Genomic DNA, 25,249 nt, shown 5'->3' on the forward strand with positions numbered 1-25,249 from the left:
CACTATACGCATAAACCCTGCTAAAAGTGCTGCGTTGTCGTTCTGCAATGGTAACAATGCGTAATATTAAGCCCAGGTAAATCAGCATCAGCAAAGTGCTGCCCCAAAAACCAAAATTTTCGCCAACGGATGTAAATATAAAATCTGTATGTTGCTCGGGTACAAAATCTCCCTGTGTTTGCGTGCCTTTTAAAAAACCTTTACCTGCCAAACCTCCTGAGCCAATAGCAATTTTTGACTGCTTTACATTGTAATTCTGCTGATCATTCTTCTTTTGCTTTGCCTTTTCATCGGCTGTATTAACCAGTTCTCCAGTGTTTTTACCGGCAAAAGGGTTATCAACGCCCACCATACTAAATATACGGTCGGCCTGGTATTTTTTAAATATATGTTTAAATGTAAATGGAACAATAACCCCTACAAACAAAATACAAAAAGCCCAACAGCCAATGATCATCAGCAACAATCCATTGTTACGCCTTATTTGTTTTTTATTTATAAAAAGTGCCAGCACGCCCAATGCGCTGAAAGCAATCAGCAATGTTTTAGTACTTAACAATAGCGAGGCTACTAACAATACTGCCATCGCAGCGCCGACTATCAGGTATCCCGGCGGCAATCCTTCGCGGTACATAGGGATCAGAAAAGAAAAATATACGAGTGCCAATCCGGTTTCTCCCTGCAGTATTGACAGTGCTGCCGGCGTAAAAGAAATTGCAGCAGCCACCAGCTGTGCCGCCGGCCTGGTAAAATTAGTTTCCGTCATCGACAGAAATTTTGCCAGTGCCAAAGCCGTAAATATTTTACATAATTCAACCGGCTGCAGATTCATAAAACCCAATGGTATCCAGCTTTTGGATCCTTTAATCTCCTTTCCTACAACAAAGGTGGCCAATATCAATGCAATACCTATCAGGTAAGATAAATTGGCAGTGGCGGTAAATAACTTACTGTCGGTTAACAAAATAAAAGAAGCGAGTATTATACAGGCACCAAAATAAAACAATTGCTTACTATAGTTTTTTTTAAACCCTAAAAAACTTTGCAATACTCCGTCTCCATTCCGGTATTCTACAGAAAAGATACACAACAGACCTATGGCCACCAACGTGGCGTACAGCCATATCAACAACCAGTCAACTCCTTTTCCTATTTCCGGACTTTTCTGATACATTTCATTTTAATTTTTTACGGTGTCTTTCGGCTCCGGCTTTCTTTTTTCGTTGGGCAAAACTGCATCTGTATTCATTCCCGGGAAATTATTGTTGCTGTCTTTTTTAGGCAATTCTTTTTTTGTGGTACTGTCAGCATCTTTCTTGATTTTATCCAATAAATCTGATTCATCGTCCTGCTCCAGTTCCATGGTATCTTTTATCCCTTTAAGATAGCCTTTTGCAACCATGTAAGCTGAATCTTTCAAATGCCGCAATGAGTCCTGGGTTTTTATAGCAGCATAAATGCGGGCAGGTATCAAATTAAGGTTGGACAACTGTTCAACTTGTGCCAGCCTTGCTGTGCCAGTAATAGAGTCTTTTAAATATTTTTCAATCATCAACCCGACAATTGGCGCTGCATAAGTGCCCCCAAATTTTCCGCTGTTTTCTACAACACACATTATAGCAATTTTGGGATTATCTCTTGGGGCAAAGCCACAAAAGAACGCATGGTTAGGTTGTTTCACCAAACCAATATAATTTTCAACTGTACCCGTTTTACCACAAATGCTAATTCCTTCTACTTTGGCGCCTAAACCTGTACCTCTTTCAACCACCCCCTCCATTCCATCATGAACTGCCTCGAAAACACTATCTGGAATATCAATGGCGTTGTGCTTTTCTTTAAAGGTCGCCAACATATTAAATTTGTCACCTCCTTCAATGGAATCAACTACATGAGGAGTTTTATACCACCCTTTATTGGCAATGTATGCCATCTCGTTGGCAACCTGTAAGGGAGTAACATTTACCTCGCCCTGCCCAATACTCACAGAAACAAAATTGCAATAGTTCCATCTTCCTTCTCCATATCTTTTTGGACTGTTGAAATAATCCGCCGTTGGAATAAATCCCTTTTTTTCTGCGGGCACATCTACACCCAATCTATGTCCCAGACCAAAGGCATACATATACCTGTCCCAGTTGGAAAGACTGCTGTCGATAGTTGGGTATTTGGGATTGTTGATCACTTTTTGCATAACTGTGGCGAAATAAGTATTATCGGACACAGTTATAGCCCCGCGCAGATCAAAAACACCTTTGTCTAAGCATTTTGGCTTCCCTGTTCCGCAACCATAAAAGGCTCCGGAGCAGGCTACTTTGAAATGGGTATTGATAACACCTTCATGCAGACCTATCAATGCCTGAAGCGTTTTAAAAGTTGAACCCGGGGAATAGGTTGCCCCCACAGTTCTGTTTAACAATGGAAGGGCCGGGTTCAAAAAAAGTTCCGAAAAATGCTTCCGCCTCTCACTGCCTGAAAGAAATTTCGGCTTGTAAGTTGGAGCACTTACCATTGCCAATATACCTCCGGTTCTGGGGTCGAGGGCTACGATAGAACCTAGTTTATTTTGCATCAGTTTTTCGCCCAGTTCCTGCAATTCAATGTCAATGGATGTATGCATATTCTGGCCTGCAATTGCTGCTGTGTCAAACTTTCCATTCTCTAATTTTTCCGTCAGACGGTTTTTATTATCTCTTTTCCAATATTCAATGCCTCTTACTCCCATCAATACTTTTTCATAACTGCGTTCAATGCCCGTCATACCGGCATAATCGCCGGATACATATCCTTCATCCTTATGTTTTTTTAAAAAATTAGTATCTACTTCTGCCGTATATCCCAGCACATTGGCGGCGGCATCGTACGGATAACTTCTTACAGACCGTTCCTGCAAATAAAAAGCCGGGGCGAATTTGTACATCACCTCATTGAGCATAGCCATCTTGGAATCGCTTAACAGCGGTTCAAAAACAGATGGCCGGGTTCTGCCATTTTTAATAATTAGCTCCACAACTCTTTTGTTAAACTGGGCTGTATCTATATCCAATATTCTGCACATGGCTAAAGTGTCAACGCCTTTTAATTTATTAGGTGCCAGCATTAAATCATAAATGGTAGTATTTTGTAACAGTACGTTATTATGGCGATCGTATACTATTCCCCTGTCAGGATAAACTACCTTGCGGAATTTTCCCTGGTCATCGGCCATAATTTTGTATTTGGATGAAATCACCTGCAGGGAAAAAAGCCTTGCGATGATCACCACAAACATAACAGCAAAGGTCAAGCGAATTACGTTCTGGCGGGACTGGTTAAAAACAGACAATTTTTATGGTTTAATTTATTCTTAATTGAATTTAAATGCCGGCGTACTTAACCAAATTTAAACTATAGTAGGGCCATTTAAACAAACCTGAAGCATTATAATTCAAATAGTGTTGGTACGGAATTTTTGTTTTCTTGAAAACAGCAATTCAGCGATTATAATAAGTAGCAGGCTGATGAGTGTAGAAAACAATGTTTTTACGATAAATTCCCAGAAATTCCCAAATTGCAGGGCTTCAAGCATAAAAAGCCAGCTATTATGCAGCAGGGTTAGTACGCCGGCATATACTATATAGGGTATAAAACCGCCCATGCTTTTCAGCGATGGTTCTTCGTAGTTGGTATCTGCGCCTTCATGCGGCAACATAATATTTATTATAAAGGGCCGCACATAGGCTATCAGTACACAGGCTGACGCGTGAAAACCGGGATTATGCCGGAAACTGTCCAATGCAAAACCAAGTAAAAAAGCCAGCACCATTTGCAGGGTGCGGCTGAAATTAAAGGGCATCCAGAAGATAAATAAAATGTAGATATAGGGCGTTACCATGTAACTTAAATGCACCCTGTCCAGCACAAAAAATTGTACCAGTATCAGTAAAATAAAACGTAGAATATTTTTAACCAGAGTACTCATCGATGCCGCCGCTGCAATTAATTATTAATTTTAGATTTTGCTTTTTCCACCAATTTATTAATCTCTTCCCGCTGATAATTATCAATAGCATATACGTGCTGAAGATTATAAAAATTGGCTGTTGATTTTATTTTGATGATGTAGTTATTGGAACTTTTTTCCGGTAATACCTCTTCCACTGTGCCAATCATTAATCCATAAGGAAAAGTAGTAGTGATGCCGCTTGTAACCACTGTATCTCCTTTGGCTACTTTTGCACTCTTTCTTACATTGATCATGGACAGATAATTTGGTTCCTTTCCATCCCAAACTATGGTACCACCTCCCTGCGGATCATTCTTTAGCAACGCATTGATGCGGCTGTCTTTATGCAGCATGCTCATAACTACGGCGAAATTGTCACTTACATCCGTTACAATTCCCACTACGCCATTGTTTGTATCTATTACGCCTTCGTCTTTTTTTAGTTGCTGTGCGGCACCCCGTCCTAAAACAATAAAATTACTTTGTGACGTAACAGAATTTGATACTACCTTGGCCGCCTGGTAAGCCCATTTACGGTGATTGCCAAGTGTGTCATATGGAATTGAATCAGTTACGACTTTTACTGAGGTATCCGGTGTTTCAAAATCTGCTTTAGCCGTATTGCGTAGCCGCTCATTTTCTTTTACCAGTTGCTGATTTGCTTTCTTTAACTGCAGATAATAATCTACTTTATTGTATTGTTCATTTACCCGGCCTGTTACTTCATTTACGTACACAGAAGCTATCGCATTGTGGTAACGGTTATAATGAACAATTAAATAAATGCAAAACACCTGTAGCAACAGGAAGAAAATGAAATTAAAATACCTGCGAATGAAAAGAAAGATATTACGCATGAAGCAGTCCTCCAAATCTCTCAAAGGGAGAGCAACTTGAGTATATGATATGTAGCACAGTTTTCAAAACAAAAGAACTTAACGCACGAACAATAAAGAAGATAATTCAGGCAAAAAGCTGTGCCGTGGCTATCGCATTACAAAAGGATATTTATCATAATTTTTTAGTGCGATGCCTGTGCCTCTTACCACACTTTTCAGCGGATCGTCTGCGACGTGTACCGGTAATTTTATTTTCGCGGCAATGCGTTTATCCAGCCCACGCAGTAAAGCGCCGCCACCTGTAAGATAAAGGCCACGACGGTAAATATCGGCAGCCAGTTCCGGAGGTGTTGTTTCCAATGCCTTTAGTATAGCCTCTTCTATTTTAAAAATACTTTTATCTAACGCTTCAGCCACTTCCTGAAAGCTTACCATCACCTGCTTTGGAATACCTGTTACCAAATCACGTCCGTTTACAGGGATGTCATCCGGTGGATTTTCGAGATCTTTCATTGCTGCACCCACCTGTATCTTAATCTGTTCTGCAGTACGTTCGCCAATCAGCAGGCTATGGTAACGGCGGAGCGCTTCCATAATATCAGCTGTAAATTCATCACCAGCAATACGAATGCTTTGATCACACACTATACCCGCCAATGCAATTACAGTAATACCGGTAGTACCACCGCCAATGTCAATGATCATATTTCCAACAGGTTCTTCCACATCTATGCCAATACCCAACGCAGCCGCCATTGGTTCGTGCAAAAGATAAACTTCTTTGGCCCCGGCTTGTTCAGCACTATCACGCACCGCACGCTTTTCAACTTCAGTAATACTGCTGGGTATACAAATCATCATGCGCCAGCTGGGCGCAAACAGTGGTTTCTTGGGATAGATCATTTTAATCATTTCCCGTATCATTAATTCCGCAGCATTAAAATCGGCAATTACACCATCTTTTAACGGTCGTACCGTCCGTATACTTTCATGGGTTTTTTCATGCATCATCAATGCCTTTTTACCCACCGCTAAAATATTTTTAGGATTGTTTCTGTCTAGGGCAACAATGGAAGGCTCGTTTACAACAACTTCATCGTTAAAGATTATCAGGGTATTTGCAGTGCCCAAATCCATGGCAATTTCCTGTGTGAAAAAATTAAAAAGACCCATAAATTATTTTAGAGAAAAAAGAATGTGAGATAATGAACGCAAAGTTGAACTAATTTATTTGAATTAACAATGACAAATACTTTATTTTCAAACAATTTACAGAATGGTTTTAACTAATCACCAAAGGATGAAAACCGTGCCTGCAAAGTGTCCTGCTAATTTTTTTAGTTGTTGTTATAAACCTCTCCGCCCGGGTTACTTTACCTGATAGTTTTATTACAAGAATGATAATAGATACGGTACAGATTACCTGAATTCAAATCCAATATCTTCCCTGAAATACATGCCATCAAAATGTATCTGCTCCAGCATATAATTCGATTGCTCTGCAGCCTCAACAAGATTGTTTCCAAAGGAAGTTACGGCTAAAACTCTTCCACCGCTGGTTACTACCTGATCACCATTCAGCCTGGTTCCGGCATGAAATATCATTGTGTTATCGAGCCTTGTATCATCAAGACCATTTATCACTTTGCCTGTTTCATGATCATTGGGATATCCCCCGCTAACCGCCATCACTGTTACCGCACTTTGTTTACTGGTAATGATTTCGATCTCGTTTAACCGTTGTTGTGCGGTAGCGGATAAAACTGCTATCAGGTCATTTTCAATCCGCGGAATAATTACTTCAGTTTCCGGATCTCCCAGGCGGCAGTTGTATTCTATCACGAAAGGTTCTCCCTTTACATTAATCAGGCCAATAAAAACAAATCCTTTATAATCGAGTGCTTCTTTTTGCAAACCTTCAATGGTAGGCCTGATAATTTTTTCGGTAACAGTCTTCATGTAAGCAGCATCAGCAAATGGCACCGGACTTACAGCACCCATACCACCGGTATTAGGACCGGTATCCCCAACGCCAATTTTTTTATAGTCTTTGGCCTCAGGCAGTACAACGAAATTTATACCATCAGTCAGTACAAAAACGCTTAGTTCAATACCATCCAGAAATTGTTCTATTACCACCCTTTTACCAGCTTCGCCAAATTTTGACTGCTGTATCATTAACTGAAATTCTGCCAGGGCCTCGATGTGGTTATTGCAAATAAGTACCCCTTTTCCGGCTGCAAGCCCATCTGCCTTTAAAACAATTGGTAAGGGATGATTGCGGATATAAGCAATACCTTCCTCATATGAAGTGGAATCAAATTCCTTGTATGCAGCCGTTGGAATATGATGCCGCTGCATAAATGCCTTTGCAAATGCCTTACTGCCTTCAAGCTGTGCAGCTTCTTTTGAAGGGCCAATCACTTCAATATGTGCGGTATCAGTGCGGTTTTTAAAATAATCGTAAATGCCTTTTACCAATGGCTCTTCCGGTCCTACTATCACCATCGCTACGTTATTGGCAAGGCAAAAAGCGGCCTGTGCTTCAAAATCAGTTACGGCAATTGGCACATTTGTTCCAAACTGTGGCGTACCTGCATTGCCGGGAGCAATAAATAACTTATCACAAAGCGAACTTTTGTTTATTTTCCAGGCCAATGTATGCTCTCTTCCCCCACCGCCCACTAATAATATATTCATGTAATTAATTTAAATGTTGGTGAAATCTATGGGCTGCGAATTTAAAGCAGCCACCACTGTAAACCATAATTTTTTTAATCGCCATGGTACTGCGAATTTTATTTTTAGAGAAATAATTGCACGGCTTGTCTTACTTAAAAGAAATTAGCTACTTTGAGCGATAAAAATCAATGTTCACCAGCAAAAAAAATATATGACTGAACAGGTAAAAACCACAGGCCACCCAAAAGGATTGTATGTACTGTTTGCAACAGAAATGTGGGAGCGCTTCAACTTCTATGGTATGAGGGCAATGCTTGTACTGTTTATGACCAAGGCTTTACTTTTTGATGATCATTTTTCATCCAACCTTTATGGTAGTTATATCGGTTTTATTTATCTATCTCCTTTATTGGGTGGGTATATTGCCGATCGTTTCTGGGGTAATAAAAGATCCATTTTGGTTGGTGGGCTAGTGATGGCAATAGGTGAGTTGATTTTATTTTTTTGCGGGTCTGTTTATGCTTCTTCACCGGGCTTGTCGCAGGTTCTTTTTTATTCCGGATTGGGCTTTATGATTGCTGGTAATGGCTTTTTTAAACCAAATATTTCTTCGCTGGTTGGACAGCTTTACCTGGAAGGTGATAATCGTAAAGATGCTGCATATACTATTTTTTACATGGGCATTAATGTTGGAGGAATGGTAGGACCACTCATTTGCGGACTGGTGGGACAGACCGGCAATCCGGCAGATTTTAGATGGGCTTTTTTGGTTGGATGTGTAGCAATGTTATTGAGCCTGCTGATCCAAAAATTGTTTCATGATAAATATGTAAAATCTCCGGATGGAAATATTCTTGGATTAACCCCGGGAACTACAAAGGTGGTTGAAGACCCTTTAACACATGTTGATCACAAGTTGGCTAAAAAACCATCAGCTACCTGGCTTAACCCAGCTTTTATTGCAATAGGTACTTTGCTATTTGCTGCAGTTATGATTGGCGCCATGTATCTTGATACAAAGTGGAGCTATCTTTTCTATCTTCTTTCGGCTAGTTTTCTATTTATTATTATCCTCATTTTTTCTGATAAGAATCTTACGGCTCATGAAAAGCAGCGGATATGGGTAATGGTAATTATAGCAGTCTTTGTTGTTTTCTTTTGGGGTGCTTACGAGCAAACCGGTGCTTCATTGGTATTTTTTGCAGATCGGCAAACCAATCTCAATTTATGGCCTGGCTACTCAATGCCTTCCAGCTACTTTCAGTCTTTTAACTCTGCTTTCATCATTATATTAGCGCCCATTTTAGCGTGGATCTGGCTGAAAATGGGAAAAAAACAACCCTCTACTCCTGCTAAAATGGGCTTAGGTCTTATTTTACTTGCTTCCGGTTATTTATGGATCGCTTATGGCGTAAAAGATGTGCAAGCCAATGTACAGGTGAGTATGATTTGGCTTACAGGCATGTACCTGTTACACACGTTAGGCGAGTTGTGTCTCTCACCGATCGGTCTTTCATTGTTCAATAAATTGTCGCCGCTTCGTTTTGCTTCACTGTTGATGGCAGTATGGTTTTTGGGGAATGCAGGTGGTAATAAACTGGCTGGTGTTTTAAGTTCACTCTATCCCTCAGAAGGAAAAACAACTTCTTTTCTTGGATACCAGATTTCAAATCTTTATGAGTTTTTTATGTTGTTTGTTGTAATGGCCGGAATAGCGGGCATCATTCTTCTTTTGTTATCTAACCGCCTAAAGAAAATGATGTCCTTGATTGAAGAGTAATCTTAAAAAAGTTTTATCATGAGCGATCAAAAAGTATTTAAACCTTTTGTGAGTGCCGATACCAACATGAAAGAGTTTACTGTAAAGGCGTTGGTAATGGGCAGCATTTTCGGAATTTTATTTGGTGCTGCCAATGTGTACCTGGCATTGAATGCAGGACTAACCGTATCTGCTTCCATCCCAATAGCAGTGCTGGCGATAACACTTGGCAAGCGCTTGTTCAAAACAACTATTCTGGAGAACAATATCATTCAAACAACTGGCTCAGCCGGCGAAAGTATCGCATCCGGCGTTGTGTTTACGCTGCCGGGGTTTTTATTTTTATCGGCAAAAGATTCTGCTCAGTACTTCGATTATGTCATTATCCTGGTGCTGGCCATTCTGGGCGGTCTGCTTGGAACGTTAATGATGATACCGCTTCGCCGCTCATTAATTGTAAAAGAACATGACACGCTGCCTTATCCCGAAGGAACCGCATGTGCGGCGGTTTTAAAAGCCGGGGAAAAGGGCGGTGCGGTTGCCAGAACAGCTTTTTATGGCTTAGGCGTTGCATTTGTTTATGCCCTGCTGCAAAGAGCATTAAAAGTAGTTGCTGAAACGGCTTCATTTGCAACAAAGGCTACCAATAAAATTTTCCCATCAGCAAATGTAGCTGCAGATATTACTCCTGAATACCTCGGTGTGGGTTATATCATTGGTTTTAGAATCGCAGGCATTTTAGTGGCCGGAGGGGTATTAAGCTGGCTGGTATTTATTCCCCTGTTATCTTCATTAATTCCCGACCAGGTAATTGCCTTACAGCAGATAAAATTGGGGTTCATGATCGATCTTACTCATGCAACCAAACACTATGGCAATTGGGATCCGGTTACAAACACCTTTGCAGATAAAGCAGATGCCATTTATCGGGCATATATACGGCAAATAGGTGCCGGCGCTGTAGCTGCCGGAGGCATGATTACACTAATAAAAACTATACCCACCATTATTTCTTCTTTTAAAGAAAGCATTGCGTCTGCAAAAAATAAAACTACCGGCGTTGTAAACAGAACTGACAAAGATTTGAATGTAAAAGTCGTTTTGTTCGGTAGCATCGCCCTGGTTGTTTTAATGGCTGTACTGCCAATTATTCCCGGCAATAATATTTTTAATAAGGCATTGGTTGGCGTACTGGTAATTGTATTCGGCGCTTTTTTTGTAACCGTGTCTTCCCGCATTGTTGGTTTAATAGGATCATCTAACAATCCAATTTCCGGAATGACAATAGCAACAGTGATGATTACCTGCTTAATTTTTATAGCTGTAGGATGGAGCGGACAATCTTACGAACCAATGGCTCTTATTGTTGGTGGAATGGTTTGTATTGCAGCCGCAAACGCTGGCGCCACCTCGCAGGATTTAAAAACAGGTTATCTCGTAGGCTCCACACCCAAATACCAGCAACTGGCTCTTTTTATAGGTGCTATCGTTTCATCTATTGTAATTGGCATCACCATAAAAGTACTCGATACACCAAGTACTGCAATGGCTGCACAAGGCATTACCCATGCCATCGGAAGCAAATACAATGCGCCGCAAGCCACGCTGATGGCTACATTGGTTAAAGGCATATTGTCTTTCAACCTTGATTGGAATTTTGTATTGGTCGGAGCAGCATTGGCATTGGTGATGGAATTGTGCGGTGTTAAGTCGTTGAATTTTGCGATCGGTGTTTATCTTCCTTTGTCAACTACGTTGCCGATATTTATTGGTGGTGCCATTCGGGGTATGGTTGATAAAGTAAAAGAAAAACAAAAAAACACTTTAAAAGAAGGTGAAGAAGATTTGCAAACAGGCAATTTGTTTGCCACAGGTTTGGTTGCAGGGGGATCTTTAATGGGCGTAATTTTTGCTTTTTTAGGCGTGAACGAAGCCATTGCTGCCGGTATGGACAAAATAAGTCTGCAGGGCTGGCTGATAAAAACATTCAATGAAAATGGTTATTACCTGCTGGGTGCTTTTTTGTTTGGCTTGATGGGCTGGATGTTGTATAAAACTGCGATGAAAAAAAGTGAAATTGAGATGGAGTAGTGACTGACACGATCTTCACAAGCCTTATGCAAGCGCACAAATGTTGATATCTAACGACGTGCAAAAGCATAATTTATAATCTTAATTAATATATTTACCTGGAACTTTTTTAACCAAACTTTAATCATGAAAAAAATTAGCTTTTACCTCTTATCAGGCGTTATGTTTTTTGCATCCTGTACTAAAGTCGATAATCAAAAGCCTGCAGCCATTAATGGCGAAGCTGTGGCAATTGCATCACCATTACAGGGGCGTACCTGTGGTTCAATGGAAGTTTTGCAAGCAAACCTTGCAGCAGATCCGGGATTGCGCAAACGTATGGATGACATTGAAAACTTTACCAGCAGAATAATGGCCAGCCCTGATGCGGCCAGGTTGCTTGCAGATGGAACCATTGAAATTCCCGTGGTAGTAAATGTATTGTATAGCTCTGCGGCTGAAAATATTTCTGATGCGCAAATTAACTCCCAGATTACTGTTTTGAATGCAGATTTTAAAGCGATGAATTCGGATTATGGTAATACACCGACATTATTTCAAAGTGTACTTTCTGGCAATGTGGGAGTAAGTTTTGTATTGGATAAAATCATTCGTAAAGCAACTACGAAAGCAAGCTGGAGAACGGATGATGCAATGAAAAAAAGCAAACGTGGCGGTATTGATCCTACCAACCCAACCACTGAATTAAATTTATGGAGCTGCAACCTCAGCGGCGGTATTTTAGGTTATGCGCAATTTCCTGGTGGCAGCACAGCAACCGATGGCGTTGTAATAGACAACAATGCTTTTGGCAATACCGGCACTGTTACTGCACCTTATGATAAGGGAAGAACGGCTACCCACGAAGTAGGGCACTGGATGAATTTGCGCCATATTTGGGGCGATGCCAATTGCGGCAGCGATTTAGTAAATGATACGCCGACCCACAATGCAGCCAATTTTGGTTGCCCTGCGTATCCACATTACAGTACCTGTACAGGCACACCTGTTGAAATGACTATGAACTATATGGATTATACTGATGATGCCTGTATGTACATGTTTTCTGCAGGACAAAAAACCAGGATGCAGGCTGTATTTGCAACTGGAGGACCAAGGGCCGGCTTTAGAGTACTTTGATAAATCTTACTGTCATAAAAAAGGAGTTTGCTAATGGCAAGCTCCTTTTTTATGATTTACATTTCGTCTTACCGAATTATGGCATTGCCATAATATGCATGCAGTACAGGTGGCAATTCAATGCCAGCATCGGTTTGATTGTTTTCCAGCAGGCAAGCCACAATTCTTGGCAGCGCCAGGGAAGAGCCGTTTAAAGAATGCAGCAATTGAGTTTTACCTTCGGCATTTTTGTATCTTATCTTCATCCTGTTGGTTTGAAAACTTTCAAAATTACTTACAGAACTTACTTCCAGCCATTTTTGCTGGGCAGCGCTGAATACCTCAAAATCGTAGGTGAGTGCACTGGTAAAACTCATATCGCCGCCGCATAAACGCAGTATGCGATAAGGCAACTGTAAATGGTTCAATAATGTTTCCACGTGCTGTACCATTTCTTCCAGTACCTCGTAGCTTTTATCCGGGTTTACCAGTTGGATGATCTCTACCTTATCGAACTGATGTACCCGGTTGAGGCCACGTACGTCGCTGCCGAAACTGCCTGCCTCTCTTCTAAAGCAAGGTGTATAAGCCGTCATTTTTACCGGCACATCTGCCTCCTTTACTATTTCATCACGGTAAATATTTGTTACCGGTACTTCAGCGGTTGGTATCAGGTAAAACCCGTCGGCCGTAGCGTGGTACATTTGTCCTTCTTTGTCAGGCAACTGACCTGTACCATATGCACTGGCTTCATTTACCATGAGCGGAGGCAAATATTCTGTATATCCTGCAGTAGTATTGTAGTCTAAGAAATATTGTATCAGGGCACGTTGCAGTTTAGCTCCCTTTCCTTTGTACAAGGGAAAACCGCTGCCGGTTATTTTAGCGCCTGTTTCAAAATCAACCAGGTCGTATTTTTTTATCAGTTCCCAGTGCGGTACTGCATTTGCCGGCAGCGAAGGTTTTGAACCGCCTTCCCGTACGATTTCATTTTCTTCCGGCGTTTTGCCAAGTGGTACGGATACGTGCGGCAGGTTAGGAAATAATATAATCGTCTCCTGTAATTGTTTTTCGGCTTGGCTCAACGATTCGCTGAGTTGCTGCAGCGTAGATTTATGCTGGATTACTTCCTGCTTTTTCTGTTCGGCCTGCTCCTTTTCACCTTTGCCCATCAACAGGCCAATGGCTTTGCTGGCCGCATTCATTTCTGCCTGTAATGTTTCAGATTCAACCTTCAGTTTGCGGACCTGTTCATCCAGTGCTATCACTTTATCTACCAGCAATACATCGCCAAAATGTTTAACGCTAAGCCGTTCTTTCACCAATGCTGCGTTCTGACGTATAAATCCAATCTGTAACATGTTTAAATTTTTGCCAAAGATAGAACACTGGTGATACCGATTAAGTGGATAAGTAGAGATTTTTAGTGACTGGTTATAATAAGATTTTACAAATTTGTCTTCAATTGATTTGTTCGGATAATGTTTACCGGTGTAAATCAGCTTAACAGTGTTATCCTGGGTTCATCACCAATCGCATTTTTAAATTTATATTTGCCGGATGGAACACGCAAAAGAGGATTTACAGGTAAGGTGGTTAAAGCTCCGTATTTTTTTAAAAGAAAAATTTGCCATTAAGCCGGATATGGACGGCATACTTTTTTTGATTGGCGTGCAGGAACTTGGCACAGGCAAACAGGTATACACCAAAGAACAAAAGCAAGACCTGATGCACATTGCCGTTTGCACAGTTTTGTCGCAGAGTGGTTATTATGTGATGGAAGGATTGGATGACGAAGGCTGGCCGCATTTTAAACAATTAAAGCCATTGCCTGAATTCAATGTTTTTGAACAGGAGAATTTTTTAAAGGACCATGTTTTACTTTACTTTGAACAGATTTATAAAAAAGAAGATTAATAATGAAGTTATTTTTAAGGCTAAGTTTGATGATGGTATTATGTGCCGCTGTTTGTTTGTCTTATGCGCAGAACAAAAAGAAACCGGTTAAAAAACTCCCTGTTCGTACAACAAAAACAGTTGCTGCCGTTGCAAAAAAAACTATAACCGACAGTGTAAAAATTGCGATGCCTGTAAGAATTAAAATAACCACCAGCGTGGGTGAGATTATAGTTAAACTGTCGGATAAAACACCCTTACACCGGGATAATTTTGTAAAACTGGTGAACAGCCATTTTTACGACAGCCTGCTTTTTCACCGTATTATTGCTGGTTTTATGATACAGGGCGGCGACCCGACAAGTAAAAATGCGGCGCCGGGCATATTGCTTGGCAACGGCGGTGCGGGATACACCATACCGGCTGAATTTGATTCTACGCTGTATCATAAAAAAGGCGCATTGGCGGCAGCCAGGGATAATAACCCCCAAAAAGCAAGTAGTGGTTGCCAGTTCTATATTGTACAGGGAAGAAAATATAGCAACAGTGAACTGGACGTAATTGAAATGCAGAAAGGCATTTATTTTTCACCTGCTAAACGAATGACCTACTCAATGAATGGTGGTACGCCCAATTTAGACATGAACTACACAGTTTTTGGAGAAGTGGAAAGCGGGATAGAAGTAGTAGATGAAATTGCACAATCGCCAAAGGATGGTAATAACCGCCCGCTTACCAATATCAGCATGAAAATGGAAGTGATAAAAGAAGATGGAAAATGATTTAATTTGCAGACCTGAAAAAGGTATCAAGTATCAAGTATCAAGTATCAAGTATCAAGTATCAAGTATCAAGTATCAAGTATCAAGTATCAAGTATCAAGTATCAAGTATCAAGTATCAATTTCAAGTATCAATTTCAACACCTAAAATATACATCATGAATGTTCCTTCAAATCTCCGCTACACAAAAGACCATGAGTGGATTTCGTTAGAAAATAATATTGCCACCATTGGTATTACAGATTTTGCACAGGGCGAACTGGGTGATATTGTGTACGTAGATATTGCTACAAAGGGAAAGGCATTGGCCGCCGAAGAAGTTTTTGGTACCGTGGAAGCCGTGAAAACCGTGAGCGATCTTTTTTTGCCTGTTGCTGGAACAATCACTGAAATCAATCCCAAGCTGGAAGCAGCACCGGAACTGGTTAACAGTGATCCTTATGGTGATGGCTGGATGATAAAAATGACTGTTGATAACACCGCCGATGTGGAAGCTTTGCTGACTGCGGAAAATTATACTGCCTTGGTGGGTTAATTTATAACCCGAATTTTTCATTTATTTCTTTTCAGAAATCAGTAACTCCTTACCGATGCAGGCAGTAAATAAAGTAGCTTTCAAAAAATTTATTCCGGGTATTGTTTGGCTGGGCGTGGTATTAGGCCTGGTGATGATACCCGGAAAACAATTGCCTGAGTCAGAATTTTTATTTGAAATAGATTTTGACAAATTTGTGCATGTGGGCATTTTCGGTTTGCTGGCTGTTTTGTTCTGCTGGCCATTTTATAAAACGGATACTCCCCGAAAAAATAGGATCATTTATTTTATCGTTATTGCTTTGCTTACGAGCGCCGTGGGCTATTGCACTGAGCTAATGCAAAAATATTGGGCCGAAGGCAGAAGCTACGATTTAATGGACTGGCTGGCTGACAGCACGGGCGCCCTGGGTGCATTTATCTTTAGCAGGATTGTTTTTTTAAAGAAGTAACCCGGCTTATTTACAGTTTTTACGGAACTATCTTAATTGTAAACACACGTTAACTACGCAGGCTTCGTTCCCAATAGCTAAAAAAGTACAAGTGTGCGACGCAACAATTGATCAGGAATGCTTCCCTCTGCCCGGACAATAATTCATTTTTCCGGATTTAATTTTTATGATACAAAAAACATTCATTAATTGCTGCTTGCGGCAGTTTTTAGTACATTTGCCTATATGATGAACGTAGAGAATATGGAATACAATACCACACGTAGTTATTTAACGATGAGGGAGTATGGCCGCCATATACAAAAAATGGTCGATTATTTATTGACCATTGAGGATAAAGAGAAGCGGCAGCGCAATGCAATGAGCCTGATTGAGCTGATGGGATTTTTGAATCCGCATTTGAAAAATGTGGAGGATTTCCGTCATAAATTATGGGACCATTTGTTTTTAATCAGCGACTTTAAACTGGATGTAGAAAGCCCTTATCCAATCCCAACCAGGGAAACATTAAAGGCAAGGCCGGAACCATTAAAATATCCTAAAAGATATCCCAAGTTTAATCATCTGGGAAAAAATATTGAAGTGGTTATCAACAAAGCTTTAAAAGAAGAAAATCCTGAAAAACGCCAGGGATTTGCCAACGCCATTGCTTATTACATGAAGCTTACTTACAGCAACTGGCATAAGGAACTGGTGCATGATGATAATATTCAGTCCGAGTTGCAGAGTATTACAGGTGGTCAGCTTGAGTTTAATAACCGGCCATTTGTAAAACATCGTACCGACAACAGGCCAGACCGTGATGATTACAGAAGCACCGGTACAAGCACAGGCGGTTATCGCAAGAACTTTACAGGAAGAAACAATAACACCAACGCAGGCAGAGATAACAGGGGCAGCAATGCTGGGCGTGATAACAGAACCGGCGGCGGAAACAGTAACAGGCCGGGAGGCGGAGACAACAGAAATAATAACAGGAACTTTAAAAAGCGGTTTTAAACGCTTTCATATTGCATAAAAAAACCGCTTCAAATGAGGCGGTTTTTTTTGTGTTGATCAATTACCAATTAGTTTGCAGCAGTCATTTTTGTTTTACCGCAGCTTTTGCCTGATTTTGAACAGCAGGACTTGGTGCATTTTTTCTTTTTGCCATTGTCGGCAAATGTTACACCTGATATCATAATAAATGCGGTTGCTAACAAGAATACTTTTTTCATATTTTATTTTTTACTTCAACGTAAATGTAACAAGAATATTATTTTTAACCAAACGCGTAATGTTAAGGTTTAATCGCTTTGTAAAGTAGCAATTACGGTTACACCACCTTGTACCACCTGGTTGAGTTCTACATTTATTTTTGTCCCTATGGGCAACAGCAAATCTACCCGGCTTCCAAATTTAATAAAGCCAAATTCCTGCGCCTGGCTTACCTTTTGGCCTACCTGCAGGTAATTTACAATTCGTTTTGCCAGGGCACCTGCAATTTGTTTTACCAAAATTTCTGTATTGCCTTTTCTCAACACAACAGAGTGCCGCTCATTATCAGTGGAAGATTTAGGATGCCAGGCCACCAGGTATTTACCATTGTGATATTGATTGTACACTACCGTGCCGCTAAGCGGGTTTCGGTTAACATGCACGTTTGCCGGGCTCATAAAAATAGATACCTGCAGGCGTTTATCTTTAAAATATTCAGGGTCAACTGTTTCTTCTATAACCACTACTTTGCCGTCAGCCGGTGCTATGATGGCATTTTCATTGATGGTCAATTTACGGTTGGGAATACGAAAAAAAGAGATCAGGAAAAGCAACAGGAAAAGCGTAGCAAAAAAAATAATATACCCCAGCCAGGCATTGCTGGCGCTGAAAAAATAAAAGTAGATTAAATTAATGGCCCCGAAAATAAGTGTTCCGATGGCAATCGATTTATAGCCTTCCCTGTGAATCGTCATGCGTTAGAATTGAGACGGCAAATGTACGTTGCAGAAACACAAAATTTTACTTTTGGATAAGAAGTTTTATGAAAGACTAATATGCTCTGTCTGAATATTCAGTGAATTCAAACAAATAATTTTACATACACCCACACAAAAGGAACGGCTATCAGCAAGGAATCAAAACGGTCTAAAAAGCCGCCATGTCCGGGCATAATGGAGCCGCTGTCTTTTACATCGGCCATGCGTTTTATTTTACTTTCGAGCAAGTCGCCCATTGTGCCGAATACTGCGCAAATGCCTGCAATGATAAACCAGGTTTGTTTTGGCACCGAAGGATAGAAATATTTATCAGCCACCAATGGAAATAAAAATCCAATCACCAGCACACATAATATCGCACCGCCGCCGGTTCCTTCCCAGGTTTTTTTGGGAGATATTTTTGAAAACGGAGTTTTGCCAATCAAAGAACCCACGAGGTAAGCCATGGTATCATTTATCCAGATGGAAAAAATAATGGCTATTGGTATTATATTTCCAAAATCAGCATTTCCTTTAAATCCCTCCACATCATTCCATATATTCATTAGATCCATTAGCATTAAAATGGGCAAGGTTATATAGATTAAACCCAACAAACAATATTTCAAATATTGTTCACCATATATCTTCTTCATCAGCTTTACAAATTCGTACCAGCAGCCAAAATGAATGATAGTAAACAAAGCGATAAAACTCCATTGATTCCATAGCAAACCGGTTAGCATAACCGCTACAAAAACTACCGCCGTTAGCGCACGGGTTTTTAAAACTTCAACATTTATTGCCATTGATCAGGATTGATGAGTGTCGCCAATATTTTCTGAATTGGCTAAAAAAGGATTATTGGTATCAATATAACCGGGTATCAGCACTTCTTCTCCCGGCCGGTCAATATCATTTTTGCTTATTTTTTCAAAATATTTAAACAACCAGTACACCAATGCAATACCTACCACACCAAACCACAATGGAAAATGATCATCTATTTTTGAAGGGTCCGTTTTTGCTCCTGGCTTGGTTGAAATGAACAGCATCGTAATTGCAAAAGCATTATTAAAAAAATGCCCGATGATGTTTAACCAGATATTGCCGGTGCGGTAATACACCCAGCCGAGCACAAAGCCCAGGGCGAACCTGCTTAAAAACCCCAGGTACGATCCGTGTATTGCACTAAAAATAATGGACGTAACTATGATGGCTAAAATGGGCTTTTTAAACCAGCGGGACAATAAATTTTGCAAACCTCCCCTGAACATTGTTTCTTCAAAAACAGCCGGTAAAAAAGCGATCATTACTACAGACACCAGGTAATCCAAAAAATTATCCATCCTTGCGATAACGGCCACCTGTTTATTGTAAGCATCTTCTGCTTCTTTAAACTGCTGCAGCGTTGCCTTTGACCAGGGTATTAGTTCAGTCAGTTCCTGCAAGGCGCCAACAATTGGCAGGCTTGCAAACATAACCAGTATTACAACTCCTGCCTGCTTTACATCTACCTTATGTGTAAATCCCAGGTGCAGCCATGGCTTCCTGTGACATAACAAAGCGTAAAAAAAAGGCGGTAAAAAAAACAAAAATAAAGTGCTGATAAATTGCATCCATCTCAATGCAGTCGCATTTTCAGGTACCAGTATTTTATCCATAATTGCTGCAGAAGATCCACCTGAAAGATCTTTCAGGTGGATTTTACCAATCAATGGAATCAAACTGATAAAGCCGCCAAAAATGAGCCCCACCCCGCAGAAAACGGCTAAAATACCCAGCTGGCCCCAGTAATTATAACGTTTGGTAGCAAAATGCGCCATAGTAAATGCTTATAAGTGCGTAAATTTACAGCCTAAAAGTTTACAGTTTGCAGTTTATTACTTCCGTTACTTTATAAATCATTTTAAACAGTATCCCGGTAATCTGCAACATCAACAGCAATTAATATTTATGCCTTCTATCGGTAACATACAACTTCCGGAATTTCCTTTATTGCTTGCGCCTATGGAAGATGTAAGCGACCCGCCATTCAGGGCCGTTTGCAAAGACAAGGGTGCAGACTTAATGTATACCGAATTTATCTCTTCGGAAGGATTGATCAGGGATGCGATCAAGAGCCGGCAAAAGCTGGATATTTTTGATTACGAAAAACCGGTAGGCATTCAAATTTTTGGTGGCGACGAAGAAAGTTTGGCGATGGCTGCAAAAATAGTAGACGTAACCAACCCCGATCTGCTGGATATCAATTTTGGTTGTCCTGTAAAGAAAGTGGCAATGAAAGGCGCCGGAGCAGGTGTTTTAAAAGATGTGGACCTGATGGTTCGCCTGACTGCGGCTGTGGTAAAATCCACTTCACTGCCGGTTACGGTTAAAACACGGCTTGGCTGGGATGATGAACACCGGAATATTGAAGAAGTTGCGGAACGCCTGCAGGACGTGGGTATACAGGCGCTGGCCATACACGGCCGTACCCGTTCACAAATGTATAAGGGCAGCGCCGACTGGGAACTGATTGGAAAAGTGAAAAATAATCCGCGGATTAAGATCCCGATATTCGGCAATGGTGATATTGACAGTCCGCAAAAGGCATTGGAGTACAAAGATAAATTTGGCGTGGATGGTATTATGATTGGCCGTGCAGCAATTGGTTATCCATGGATATTTGATGAGATAAAACATTTTCTTAAAACAGGTGAAACTTTACCATCACCCACTATTGAAGACAGGGTGGAAGTATGTAAAAAGCATTTGCATAAATCGTTTGAATGGAAAGGCCCTTTGGTTGGTATATTCGAAATGCGCCGGCATTACGCCAACTATTTAAAAGGACTTCCCGGTATAAAAGACTACCGTTACCAGCTGGTAACGCTGAAAACAGTCGAAGAAATTGATGCTGTGCTGGATGAAATTGTTATAAAGTACGCCGGCTACCAGTTTGAAAAAACGCCGATAGAATTAATCAATTACCACGAAAAATGTCCGCTGTAGTTAGCACCGTGCTTCTTTCTTTTTATTGCCCGGTTTGCCCATGCTGATTGCCTTGTTGATGTATGTGATGGCATCAGGTTCCTTACAGGCTGTATCACCCATATTTACTGTAACCAACCCAATTTCTTTTGCGGCTTCTTTTGCTTTATTGCCAAGCGGAACAACATAAGATCCTGTCGCAATCACGAATTGATTCATAGTATGCTTTACCCTGTTGGCTGATGTATGAATCTTTTTTGTGACTGTTTTTAATAGCTCTTCCAGCTTTTTAATATCAAGTAAATCGTCAGGTTGTATAGCAACAAAATTGGCGAACGTTGCCCAGCCCGAAGCTGTTATCTTTTCAGTGGGTGATTCAATCCATTCCAACGCTAGCTCCCAGGCATGCTTACTTTCAGCAGCAATCCACGCAACCGTATATTCGCTGATCATAGAATAATTGGCGTTTTTAACCCAGGCAGCAAAATCTTTTTTTGTCTTTTTTGATTCATCTGCAATCAGTCCTGCAAAGTATTGGGCATCGGCATTTCCGGTAGCAAACAGGTCTACAGCGAGTGAATAATTCTTTTTAATTTTTTTCTGAATTGGTTTCATATCACCCACCTTTACGCCAAAGACAGGCTCCTTTGCACCATGGCGTATAAATGTTTTTTTGGTTTGTTCGCTGCCAAGGGTTGCCAGCGTTTTCATCACTTCATCTTTTGTCATTGGATAACTACTTAAGTTGATCAAGATAAGTTTGAAGACCCGTTGTATATTGATATGCTCTTTTTTCAGCAATAAAATCTGCTCCTAAACTGATGGCGGCTTCAATGGCCAGCGCCATTCCAAGTCCTGCCCAAAAAGATTTTTCTGTATAGTTCCGAAAGTAAAAAAAAATGCCGGCTCCTGCAAGCAACAGCGCAATTTCTGTAAAGCGGTAAATAACAAAATTTGCATTCACCTTTTGCATGCGGGGGATTTCATTGATTTTTAAGTCGCCTGGATTCATATCATAAGCGTATACATTTCTTTTACGGTCAGCATCACATCTTTTATACACTGTAAAGCCAATGGTTAAATGCATCAGCCCCACGACTAAAAAAGGGATTGCAAACCCTTTATGCCAATTGGTTTTAAGATAAAAGAAAAAAATCAATGCCAGTAGTATAGCCGTTATACCAATGATTATAAACAGCAGACTTTCGGATTTTTCTGCGTCAAAATATTTTTCAATATCCGCCTTTGTAAACATAGATTTATTTGATGGGTAAGATATACAATAAAAGGATTTATCCAATGGCTGCCAGCATCTCTGCGCCAAGCGGCGATATGGAAGGATCAAAATAATGAGTTAGCACGCCCTGTTCATCCACCAGGTATTTTGAAAAATTCCAAACAGGAGCCAGATTATTCCAGCCATTTTTATTTGCATCGCTTAGCCAGTTAAAAACCTGGTTTTGATGAGGACCTTTAATGACCTGGCTCTTTTTCATCAAAGGAAAACTTACGCCGTAATTTATTTTGCAGAAGGATGCAATCTCTTCATCAGTACCGGTTTCCTGTTGTTTAAAATCATTCGCTGGAAAAGCCAGTATCACGACTTTATCTTTAAATTTTTCATAGAGCGCTTCCAACGCTTCGTATTGCTGAGTATATCCACAATCGGATGCAGTATTCACCAGCAGAATTTTTTTTCCTTTTAAATCATTCAGCAAAAGCAACTCGTTATTGCTTTTTAGCACATTCAACGTGTAGATAGAAACTACAGGCTGCGTTTTTGTGCGATTGATTTTTATGCGATCCTTTTTAAGGCCGCTTAATTTCATCAATGCAGGGTAGAACACTTTTAGTAACTGTTGTTTAATAGTCATACTTTTTTTATTGGTACCGGGAATTACTTCATCAGCCATTTGAATATATTTAGTTTGCCTTTATAAGATGGGTATTTCATTTTAGGATCAAACCAGGTGGGTGTTTTTAAAATCCCCTTCCTGTGACTGAATGTATCAAAAGAAAATTTGCCATGATAATTGCCTGTACCGCTTGTTCCCCGCCCGCCAAAAGGCAGCTGGTGGTTGGTTAAATGCAAGGCCGCATTGTTAATACAGCCTCCACCAAAAGGAATGGCATTAATCCATTCCTTCTCTTTTTCACTGCTGCAAGTAAATATGTAAAATGCAAGGGGGTTGGGATTTTTTGCAATTATATCCCTGGCTTCCTGCATGGTTGTAAAACTTATAACCGGCAACACAGGTCCGAATATTTCTTCCTTCATAATGGGCATATCCATTGAAACCTGATCTATTAAAGAAGGTTCAATGTATAGGGCGGACCTGTCTGTTTTACCACCGGCCAGCAAATTCCCCTGCGCCAGGTAAGTCACAATCCGGTCGAATTGTTTTTCATTGATGATCCGCCCATAATCATAACTATCTTTCGCATCCTGCCCCATAAACTGAGTCAGCGCTTTTTTTAGCGCTGCTATCAATGCTTCCTTTTTCGAAGCATGTACCAGTACATAATCCGGCGTAACACACATCTGCCCTGCGTTGGAAAACTTAGCCATTGCAATGCGTTTAGCCGTAACCGTTATATCAGCATCAGCCTCTACTACGCAGGGGCTTTTACCGCCCAGTTCAAGGGTAACCGGCACTAAATTTTTGGCGGCCATCTGGTAAATAATTTTACCAACTGCAGTACTGCCTGTATAAAAAACATGGTCAAATACAAAGTTGTTCATCATCTCCGGAATTACGGTGGCGCCATCCCCTTCTGTAAATAAAACATACTGCGGGTCAAAAGTTTCAGCAATGATCTGCTTCATCAATGCCGCAGTTGCCGGGGCAAATTCAGATGCCTTTAAAACAACACAATTACCAGCAGCAATGGCCCCCGTTAGCGGAGTAAACAATAGTTGCAGCGGATAATTCCAGGGGCCAATTATTAACACCGTACCCAATGGCTCTTTTACAATAAAACTTTTTGATGGAATATTTAATAGATTGGTACCTACTGATTCCCGTTTCATCCATTTATTTAGATGATTTATAGCGTAGCTAATTTCTGATAACAAAAAGCCTGTTTCTGTTACCCAGGTTTCTTCGGGACTTTTTTTAAGGTCTTTGTAAAGTGCTTCCTGAATTGATTGTTCGTATTTTAAGATGGTTTGTTTTAACCTCGTAAGTTGTTCTTTTCTGAATGCAAATGATTTTGTAGCGCCGGTTTCAAAATATTGACGCATCTTTAAAAGATCATTTATTACTGGCATGCTGATAATTTTGCAGCAAGGTAATTAAACCATTTGTATGACGGATGAACAGTATATGCAGCAGGCTCTAAAGGAAGCCCGGAAAGCTTTTGATGAAGGCGAAGTACCAGTAGGTGCTGTAATTGTAATGAATGACCGTATTATTGCAAGAGGTTATAACCAGGTAGAAAAATTAACTGACAGCACAGCTCATGCAGAGATTATTGCATTGACCGCAGCCTTTAATTTTTTAGGCAGCAAGTATCTTCCGGAGGCTATATTGTATGTAACTGTGCAGCCTTGCCTCATGTGCAGTGGCGCTTTATACTGGAGTAAAATCGGGCGGGTTGTATATGGGGCCGAAGATGAAAAAAATGGTTACAAAAGGGTGGCGCAAGATGTCTCCCCGTTTCATCCTAAAACAACTGTCACCGGTGGCATTTTGCAAAACGAGTGCGCACAACTAATGAAAGATTTCTTCAAACAAAGACGGTAACATGCAATGGCTGATCATGTGGGCCGACTAAAATATCACGAGCTTTTTCTTTACCACTTTATCTTTTTGATTGATTGAAATAAAATAGATCCCCGGCATCAGCGATAAAAACATAGCAATTTCTTCCTGCCCGTTTGTGAGTAAACGGTTGTCCTGCCGGCATAACTTTCCTTTTGTATCCGTAATTTTTACCTGGGCTATACCGGGCTCAAAACCCTGCACCTGCAATGAAATTTTATTTTTAGCAGGATTGGGATAAATCTTCACTGACGTATGGTCTTCGGTTTTCACTATTTTTTCCGGAATGGTATTTACAACGGCAGTAGTGGGAATACTGTCGGACAATTGCAAAGACTGTGCAAAACAACAGCACGTAGAAAAGCAACAAAAAACAAACAGAAACGGTTTGAACATAGAATTTAATTATGGGGTATTGATGGGAGCAATTACCATGTCA

At 40.6% G+C, this 25,249-nt stretch carries 26 protein-coding genes; 10 read left to right on the forward strand and 16 right to left on the reverse strand.

Annotated elements, in window-relative coordinates:
- The 6 genes from rodA to purD all read right to left on the reverse strand — a co-directional run.
- A partial coding sequence (gene rodA / locus JWR61_RS25715; RefSeq protein ID WP_301930532.1) for a rod shape-determining protein RodA occupies positions 1 to 1,174 on the reverse strand: 1,174 nt, incomplete at its 3' end.
- 6 nt (positions 1,175 to 1,180) lie between these two features.
- Positions 1,181 to 3,325 carry a penicillin-binding protein 2 gene (locus JWR61_RS25720; protein WP_301930533.1) on the reverse strand — a complete coding sequence of 715 codons (2,145 nt, stop codon included), beginning with the start codon at positions 3,323 to 3,325 and terminating at the stop codon, positions 1,181 to 1,183.
- Between the two features lie 102 nt (positions 3,326 to 3,427).
- Positions 3,428 to 3,961: a rod shape-determining protein MreD gene (locus tag JWR61_RS25725; protein ID WP_301930534.1), complete on the reverse strand. Its 534-nt coding sequence runs from the start codon at positions 3,959 to 3,961 to the stop codon at positions 3,428 to 3,430.
- Positions 3,962 to 3,978: 17 nt separating this feature from the next.
- Positions 3,979 to 4,842 carry a rod shape-determining protein MreC gene (mreC, locus tag JWR61_RS25730; protein ID WP_301930535.1) on the reverse strand — a complete coding sequence of 288 codons (864 nt, stop codon included), beginning with the start codon at positions 4,840 to 4,842 and terminating at the stop codon, positions 3,979 to 3,981.
- Positions 4,843 to 4,971: 129 nt separating this feature from the next.
- Positions 4,972 to 5,997 carry a rod shape-determining protein gene (locus JWR61_RS25735; RefSeq protein WP_290339851.1) on the reverse strand — a complete coding sequence of 342 codons (1,026 nt, stop codon included), beginning with the start codon at positions 5,995 to 5,997 and terminating at the stop codon, positions 4,972 to 4,974.
- A gap of 246 nt (positions 5,998 to 6,243) precedes the next feature.
- Positions 6,244 to 7,524 (reverse strand): phosphoribosylamine--glycine ligase, encoded by a 1,281-nt coding sequence (gene purD, locus JWR61_RS25740; protein WP_301930536.1) that lies wholly within the window; start codon positions 7,522 to 7,524, stop codon positions 6,244 to 6,246.
- 193 nt (positions 7,525 to 7,717) lie between these two features.
- Here purD and JWR61_RS25745 point away from each other — a divergent pair, with 193 nt between their 5' ends.
- The 3 genes from JWR61_RS25745 (at position 7,718) to JWR61_RS25755 (ending at position 12,475) form a co-directional block, all read left to right on the forward strand.
- Positions 7,718 to 9,286 carry a peptide MFS transporter gene (locus tag JWR61_RS25745; protein ID WP_301930537.1) on the forward strand — a complete coding sequence of 523 codons (1,569 nt, stop codon included), beginning with the start codon at positions 7,718 to 7,720 and terminating at the stop codon, positions 9,284 to 9,286.
- An 18-nt stretch (positions 9,287 to 9,304) separates the two neighbouring features.
- Positions 9,305 to 11,356, forward strand: a complete 2,052-nt coding sequence (locus JWR61_RS25750; protein ID WP_301930538.1) for an OPT family oligopeptide transporter — start codon at positions 9,305 to 9,307, stop codon at positions 11,354 to 11,356.
- 126 nt (positions 11,357 to 11,482) lie between these two features.
- Positions 11,483 to 12,475, forward strand: coding sequence for a zinc metalloprotease (locus JWR61_RS25755; RefSeq protein ID WP_301930539.1), 993 nt, complete (start codon positions 11,483 to 11,485; stop codon positions 12,473 to 12,475).
- Between the two features lie 68 nt (positions 12,476 to 12,543).
- Here the strand turns inward: JWR61_RS25755 and serS are convergent, their stop codons facing one another.
- Positions 12,544 to 13,815, reverse strand: a complete 1,272-nt coding sequence (gene serS / locus JWR61_RS25760) for a serine--tRNA ligase (RefSeq protein WP_301930540.1) — start codon at positions 13,813 to 13,815, stop codon at positions 12,544 to 12,546.
- A gap of 199 nt (positions 13,816 to 14,014) precedes the next feature.
- Here serS and JWR61_RS25765 point away from each other — a divergent pair, with 199 nt between their 5' ends.
- The 5 genes from JWR61_RS25765 (at position 14,015) to JWR61_RS25785 (ending at position 17,117) form a co-directional block, all read left to right on the forward strand.
- Positions 14,015 to 14,371 (forward strand): hypothetical protein, encoded by a 357-nt coding sequence (locus tag JWR61_RS25765; protein ID WP_290339843.1) that lies wholly within the window; start codon positions 14,015 to 14,017, stop codon positions 14,369 to 14,371.
- A 2-nt stretch (positions 14,372 to 14,373) separates the two neighbouring features.
- Positions 14,374 to 15,132, forward strand: a complete 759-nt coding sequence (locus JWR61_RS25770; RefSeq protein ID WP_301930541.1) for a peptidylprolyl isomerase — start codon at positions 14,374 to 14,376, stop codon at positions 15,130 to 15,132.
- 157 nt (positions 15,133 to 15,289) lie between these two features.
- Positions 15,290 to 15,667 (forward strand): glycine cleavage system protein GcvH, encoded by a 378-nt coding sequence (gene gcvH, locus JWR61_RS25775; protein ID WP_290339841.1) that lies wholly within the window; start codon positions 15,290 to 15,292, stop codon positions 15,665 to 15,667.
- Positions 15,668 to 15,686: 19 nt separating this feature from the next.
- The gene (locus JWR61_RS25780; protein ID WP_301930652.1) at positions 15,687 to 16,118 is read left to right on the forward strand and encodes a VanZ family protein; all 432 of its coding nucleotides are present in this window, start codon (positions 15,687 to 15,689) and stop codon (positions 16,116 to 16,118) included.
- Between the two features lie 225 nt (positions 16,119 to 16,343).
- Entirely contained in the window at positions 16,344 to 17,117 is a 774-nt protein-coding gene (locus JWR61_RS25785) for a DUF4290 domain-containing protein (protein ID WP_301930542.1), read from the forward strand.
- A gap of 68 nt (positions 17,118 to 17,185) precedes the next feature.
- Here the strand turns inward: JWR61_RS25785 and JWR61_RS25790 are convergent, their stop codons facing one another.
- The 4 genes from JWR61_RS25790 to JWR61_RS25805 all read right to left on the reverse strand — a co-directional run bounded on the left by JWR61_RS25790 (position 17,186) and on the right by JWR61_RS25805 (position 19,899).
- Positions 17,186 to 17,335: a hypothetical protein gene (locus JWR61_RS25790; protein WP_301930543.1), complete on the reverse strand. Its 150-nt coding sequence runs from the start codon at positions 17,333 to 17,335 to the stop codon at positions 17,186 to 17,188.
- A 69-nt stretch (positions 17,336 to 17,404) separates the two neighbouring features.
- Entirely contained in the window at positions 17,405 to 18,070 is a 666-nt protein-coding gene (locus JWR61_RS25795; RefSeq protein WP_301930544.1) for a phosphatidylserine decarboxylase family protein, read from the reverse strand.
- Positions 18,071 to 18,177: 107 nt separating this feature from the next.
- The gene (locus JWR61_RS25800) at positions 18,178 to 18,882 is read right to left on the reverse strand and encodes a phosphatidate cytidylyltransferase (protein WP_301930545.1); all 705 of its coding nucleotides are present in this window, start codon (positions 18,880 to 18,882) and stop codon (positions 18,178 to 18,180) included.
- A gap of 3 nt (positions 18,883 to 18,885) precedes the next feature.
- Positions 18,886 to 19,899: a CPBP family intramembrane glutamic endopeptidase gene (locus JWR61_RS25805; protein WP_301930546.1), complete on the reverse strand. Its 1,014-nt coding sequence runs from the start codon at positions 19,897 to 19,899 to the stop codon at positions 18,886 to 18,888.
- Between the two features lie 130 nt (positions 19,900 to 20,029).
- Here JWR61_RS25805 and dusB point away from each other — a divergent pair, with 130 nt between their 5' ends.
- A complete protein-coding gene (dusB, locus tag JWR61_RS25810; protein WP_301930547.1) occupies positions 20,030 to 21,067 on the forward strand; it encodes a tRNA dihydrouridine synthase DusB in 1,038 nt (345 codons plus the stop codon).
- Here dusB and JWR61_RS25815 read toward each other — a convergent pair whose 3' ends face one another.
- From JWR61_RS25815 to JWR61_RS25830, 4 genes are read right to left on the reverse strand one after another with little or no spacing between them, the layout of a single operon-like run.
- Positions 21,068 to 21,775, reverse strand: a complete 708-nt coding sequence (locus JWR61_RS25815; protein ID WP_301930548.1) for a DNA alkylation repair protein — start codon at positions 21,773 to 21,775, stop codon at positions 21,068 to 21,070.
- A 7-nt stretch (positions 21,776 to 21,782) separates the two neighbouring features.
- On the reverse strand, positions 21,783 to 22,301 hold the full coding sequence (locus JWR61_RS25820; RefSeq protein ID WP_301930549.1) for a hypothetical protein: 519 nt from the start codon (positions 22,299 to 22,301) through the stop codon (positions 21,783 to 21,785).
- Positions 22,302 to 22,338: 37 nt separating this feature from the next.
- Positions 22,339 to 22,959: a glutathione peroxidase gene (locus JWR61_RS25825; protein ID WP_301930550.1), complete on the reverse strand. Its 621-nt coding sequence runs from the start codon at positions 22,957 to 22,959 to the stop codon at positions 22,339 to 22,341.
- Positions 22,944 to 24,317 carry an aldehyde dehydrogenase gene (locus JWR61_RS25830; protein ID WP_301930551.1) on the reverse strand — a complete coding sequence of 458 codons (1,374 nt, stop codon included), beginning with the start codon at positions 24,315 to 24,317 and terminating at the stop codon, positions 22,944 to 22,946. The genes JWR61_RS25825 and JWR61_RS25830 overlap by 16 nt, the downstream gene beginning before the upstream one ends.
- Before the next feature lie 37 nt (positions 24,318 to 24,354).
- Here JWR61_RS25830 and JWR61_RS25835 point away from each other — a divergent pair, with 37 nt between their 5' ends.
- Positions 24,355 to 24,792, forward strand: coding sequence for a nucleoside deaminase (locus JWR61_RS25835; protein WP_301930552.1), 438 nt, complete (start codon positions 24,355 to 24,357; stop codon positions 24,790 to 24,792).
- Between the two features lie 27 nt (positions 24,793 to 24,819).
- On the opposite strand, the gene JWR61_RS25840 is transcribed toward JWR61_RS25835, so the two are convergent.
- Positions 24,820 to 25,206 carry a T9SS type A sorting domain-containing protein gene (locus tag JWR61_RS25840; RefSeq protein WP_301930553.1) on the reverse strand — a complete coding sequence of 129 codons (387 nt, stop codon included), beginning with the start codon at positions 25,204 to 25,206 and terminating at the stop codon, positions 24,820 to 24,822.
- Positions 25,207 to 25,249 lie beyond the last annotated feature (43 nt).

The sequence above is a fragment of the Ferruginibacter sp. genome, from assembly GCF_028288465.1.
GTDB lineage: Bacteria > Bacteroidota > Bacteroidia > Chitinophagales > Chitinophagaceae > Ferruginibacter.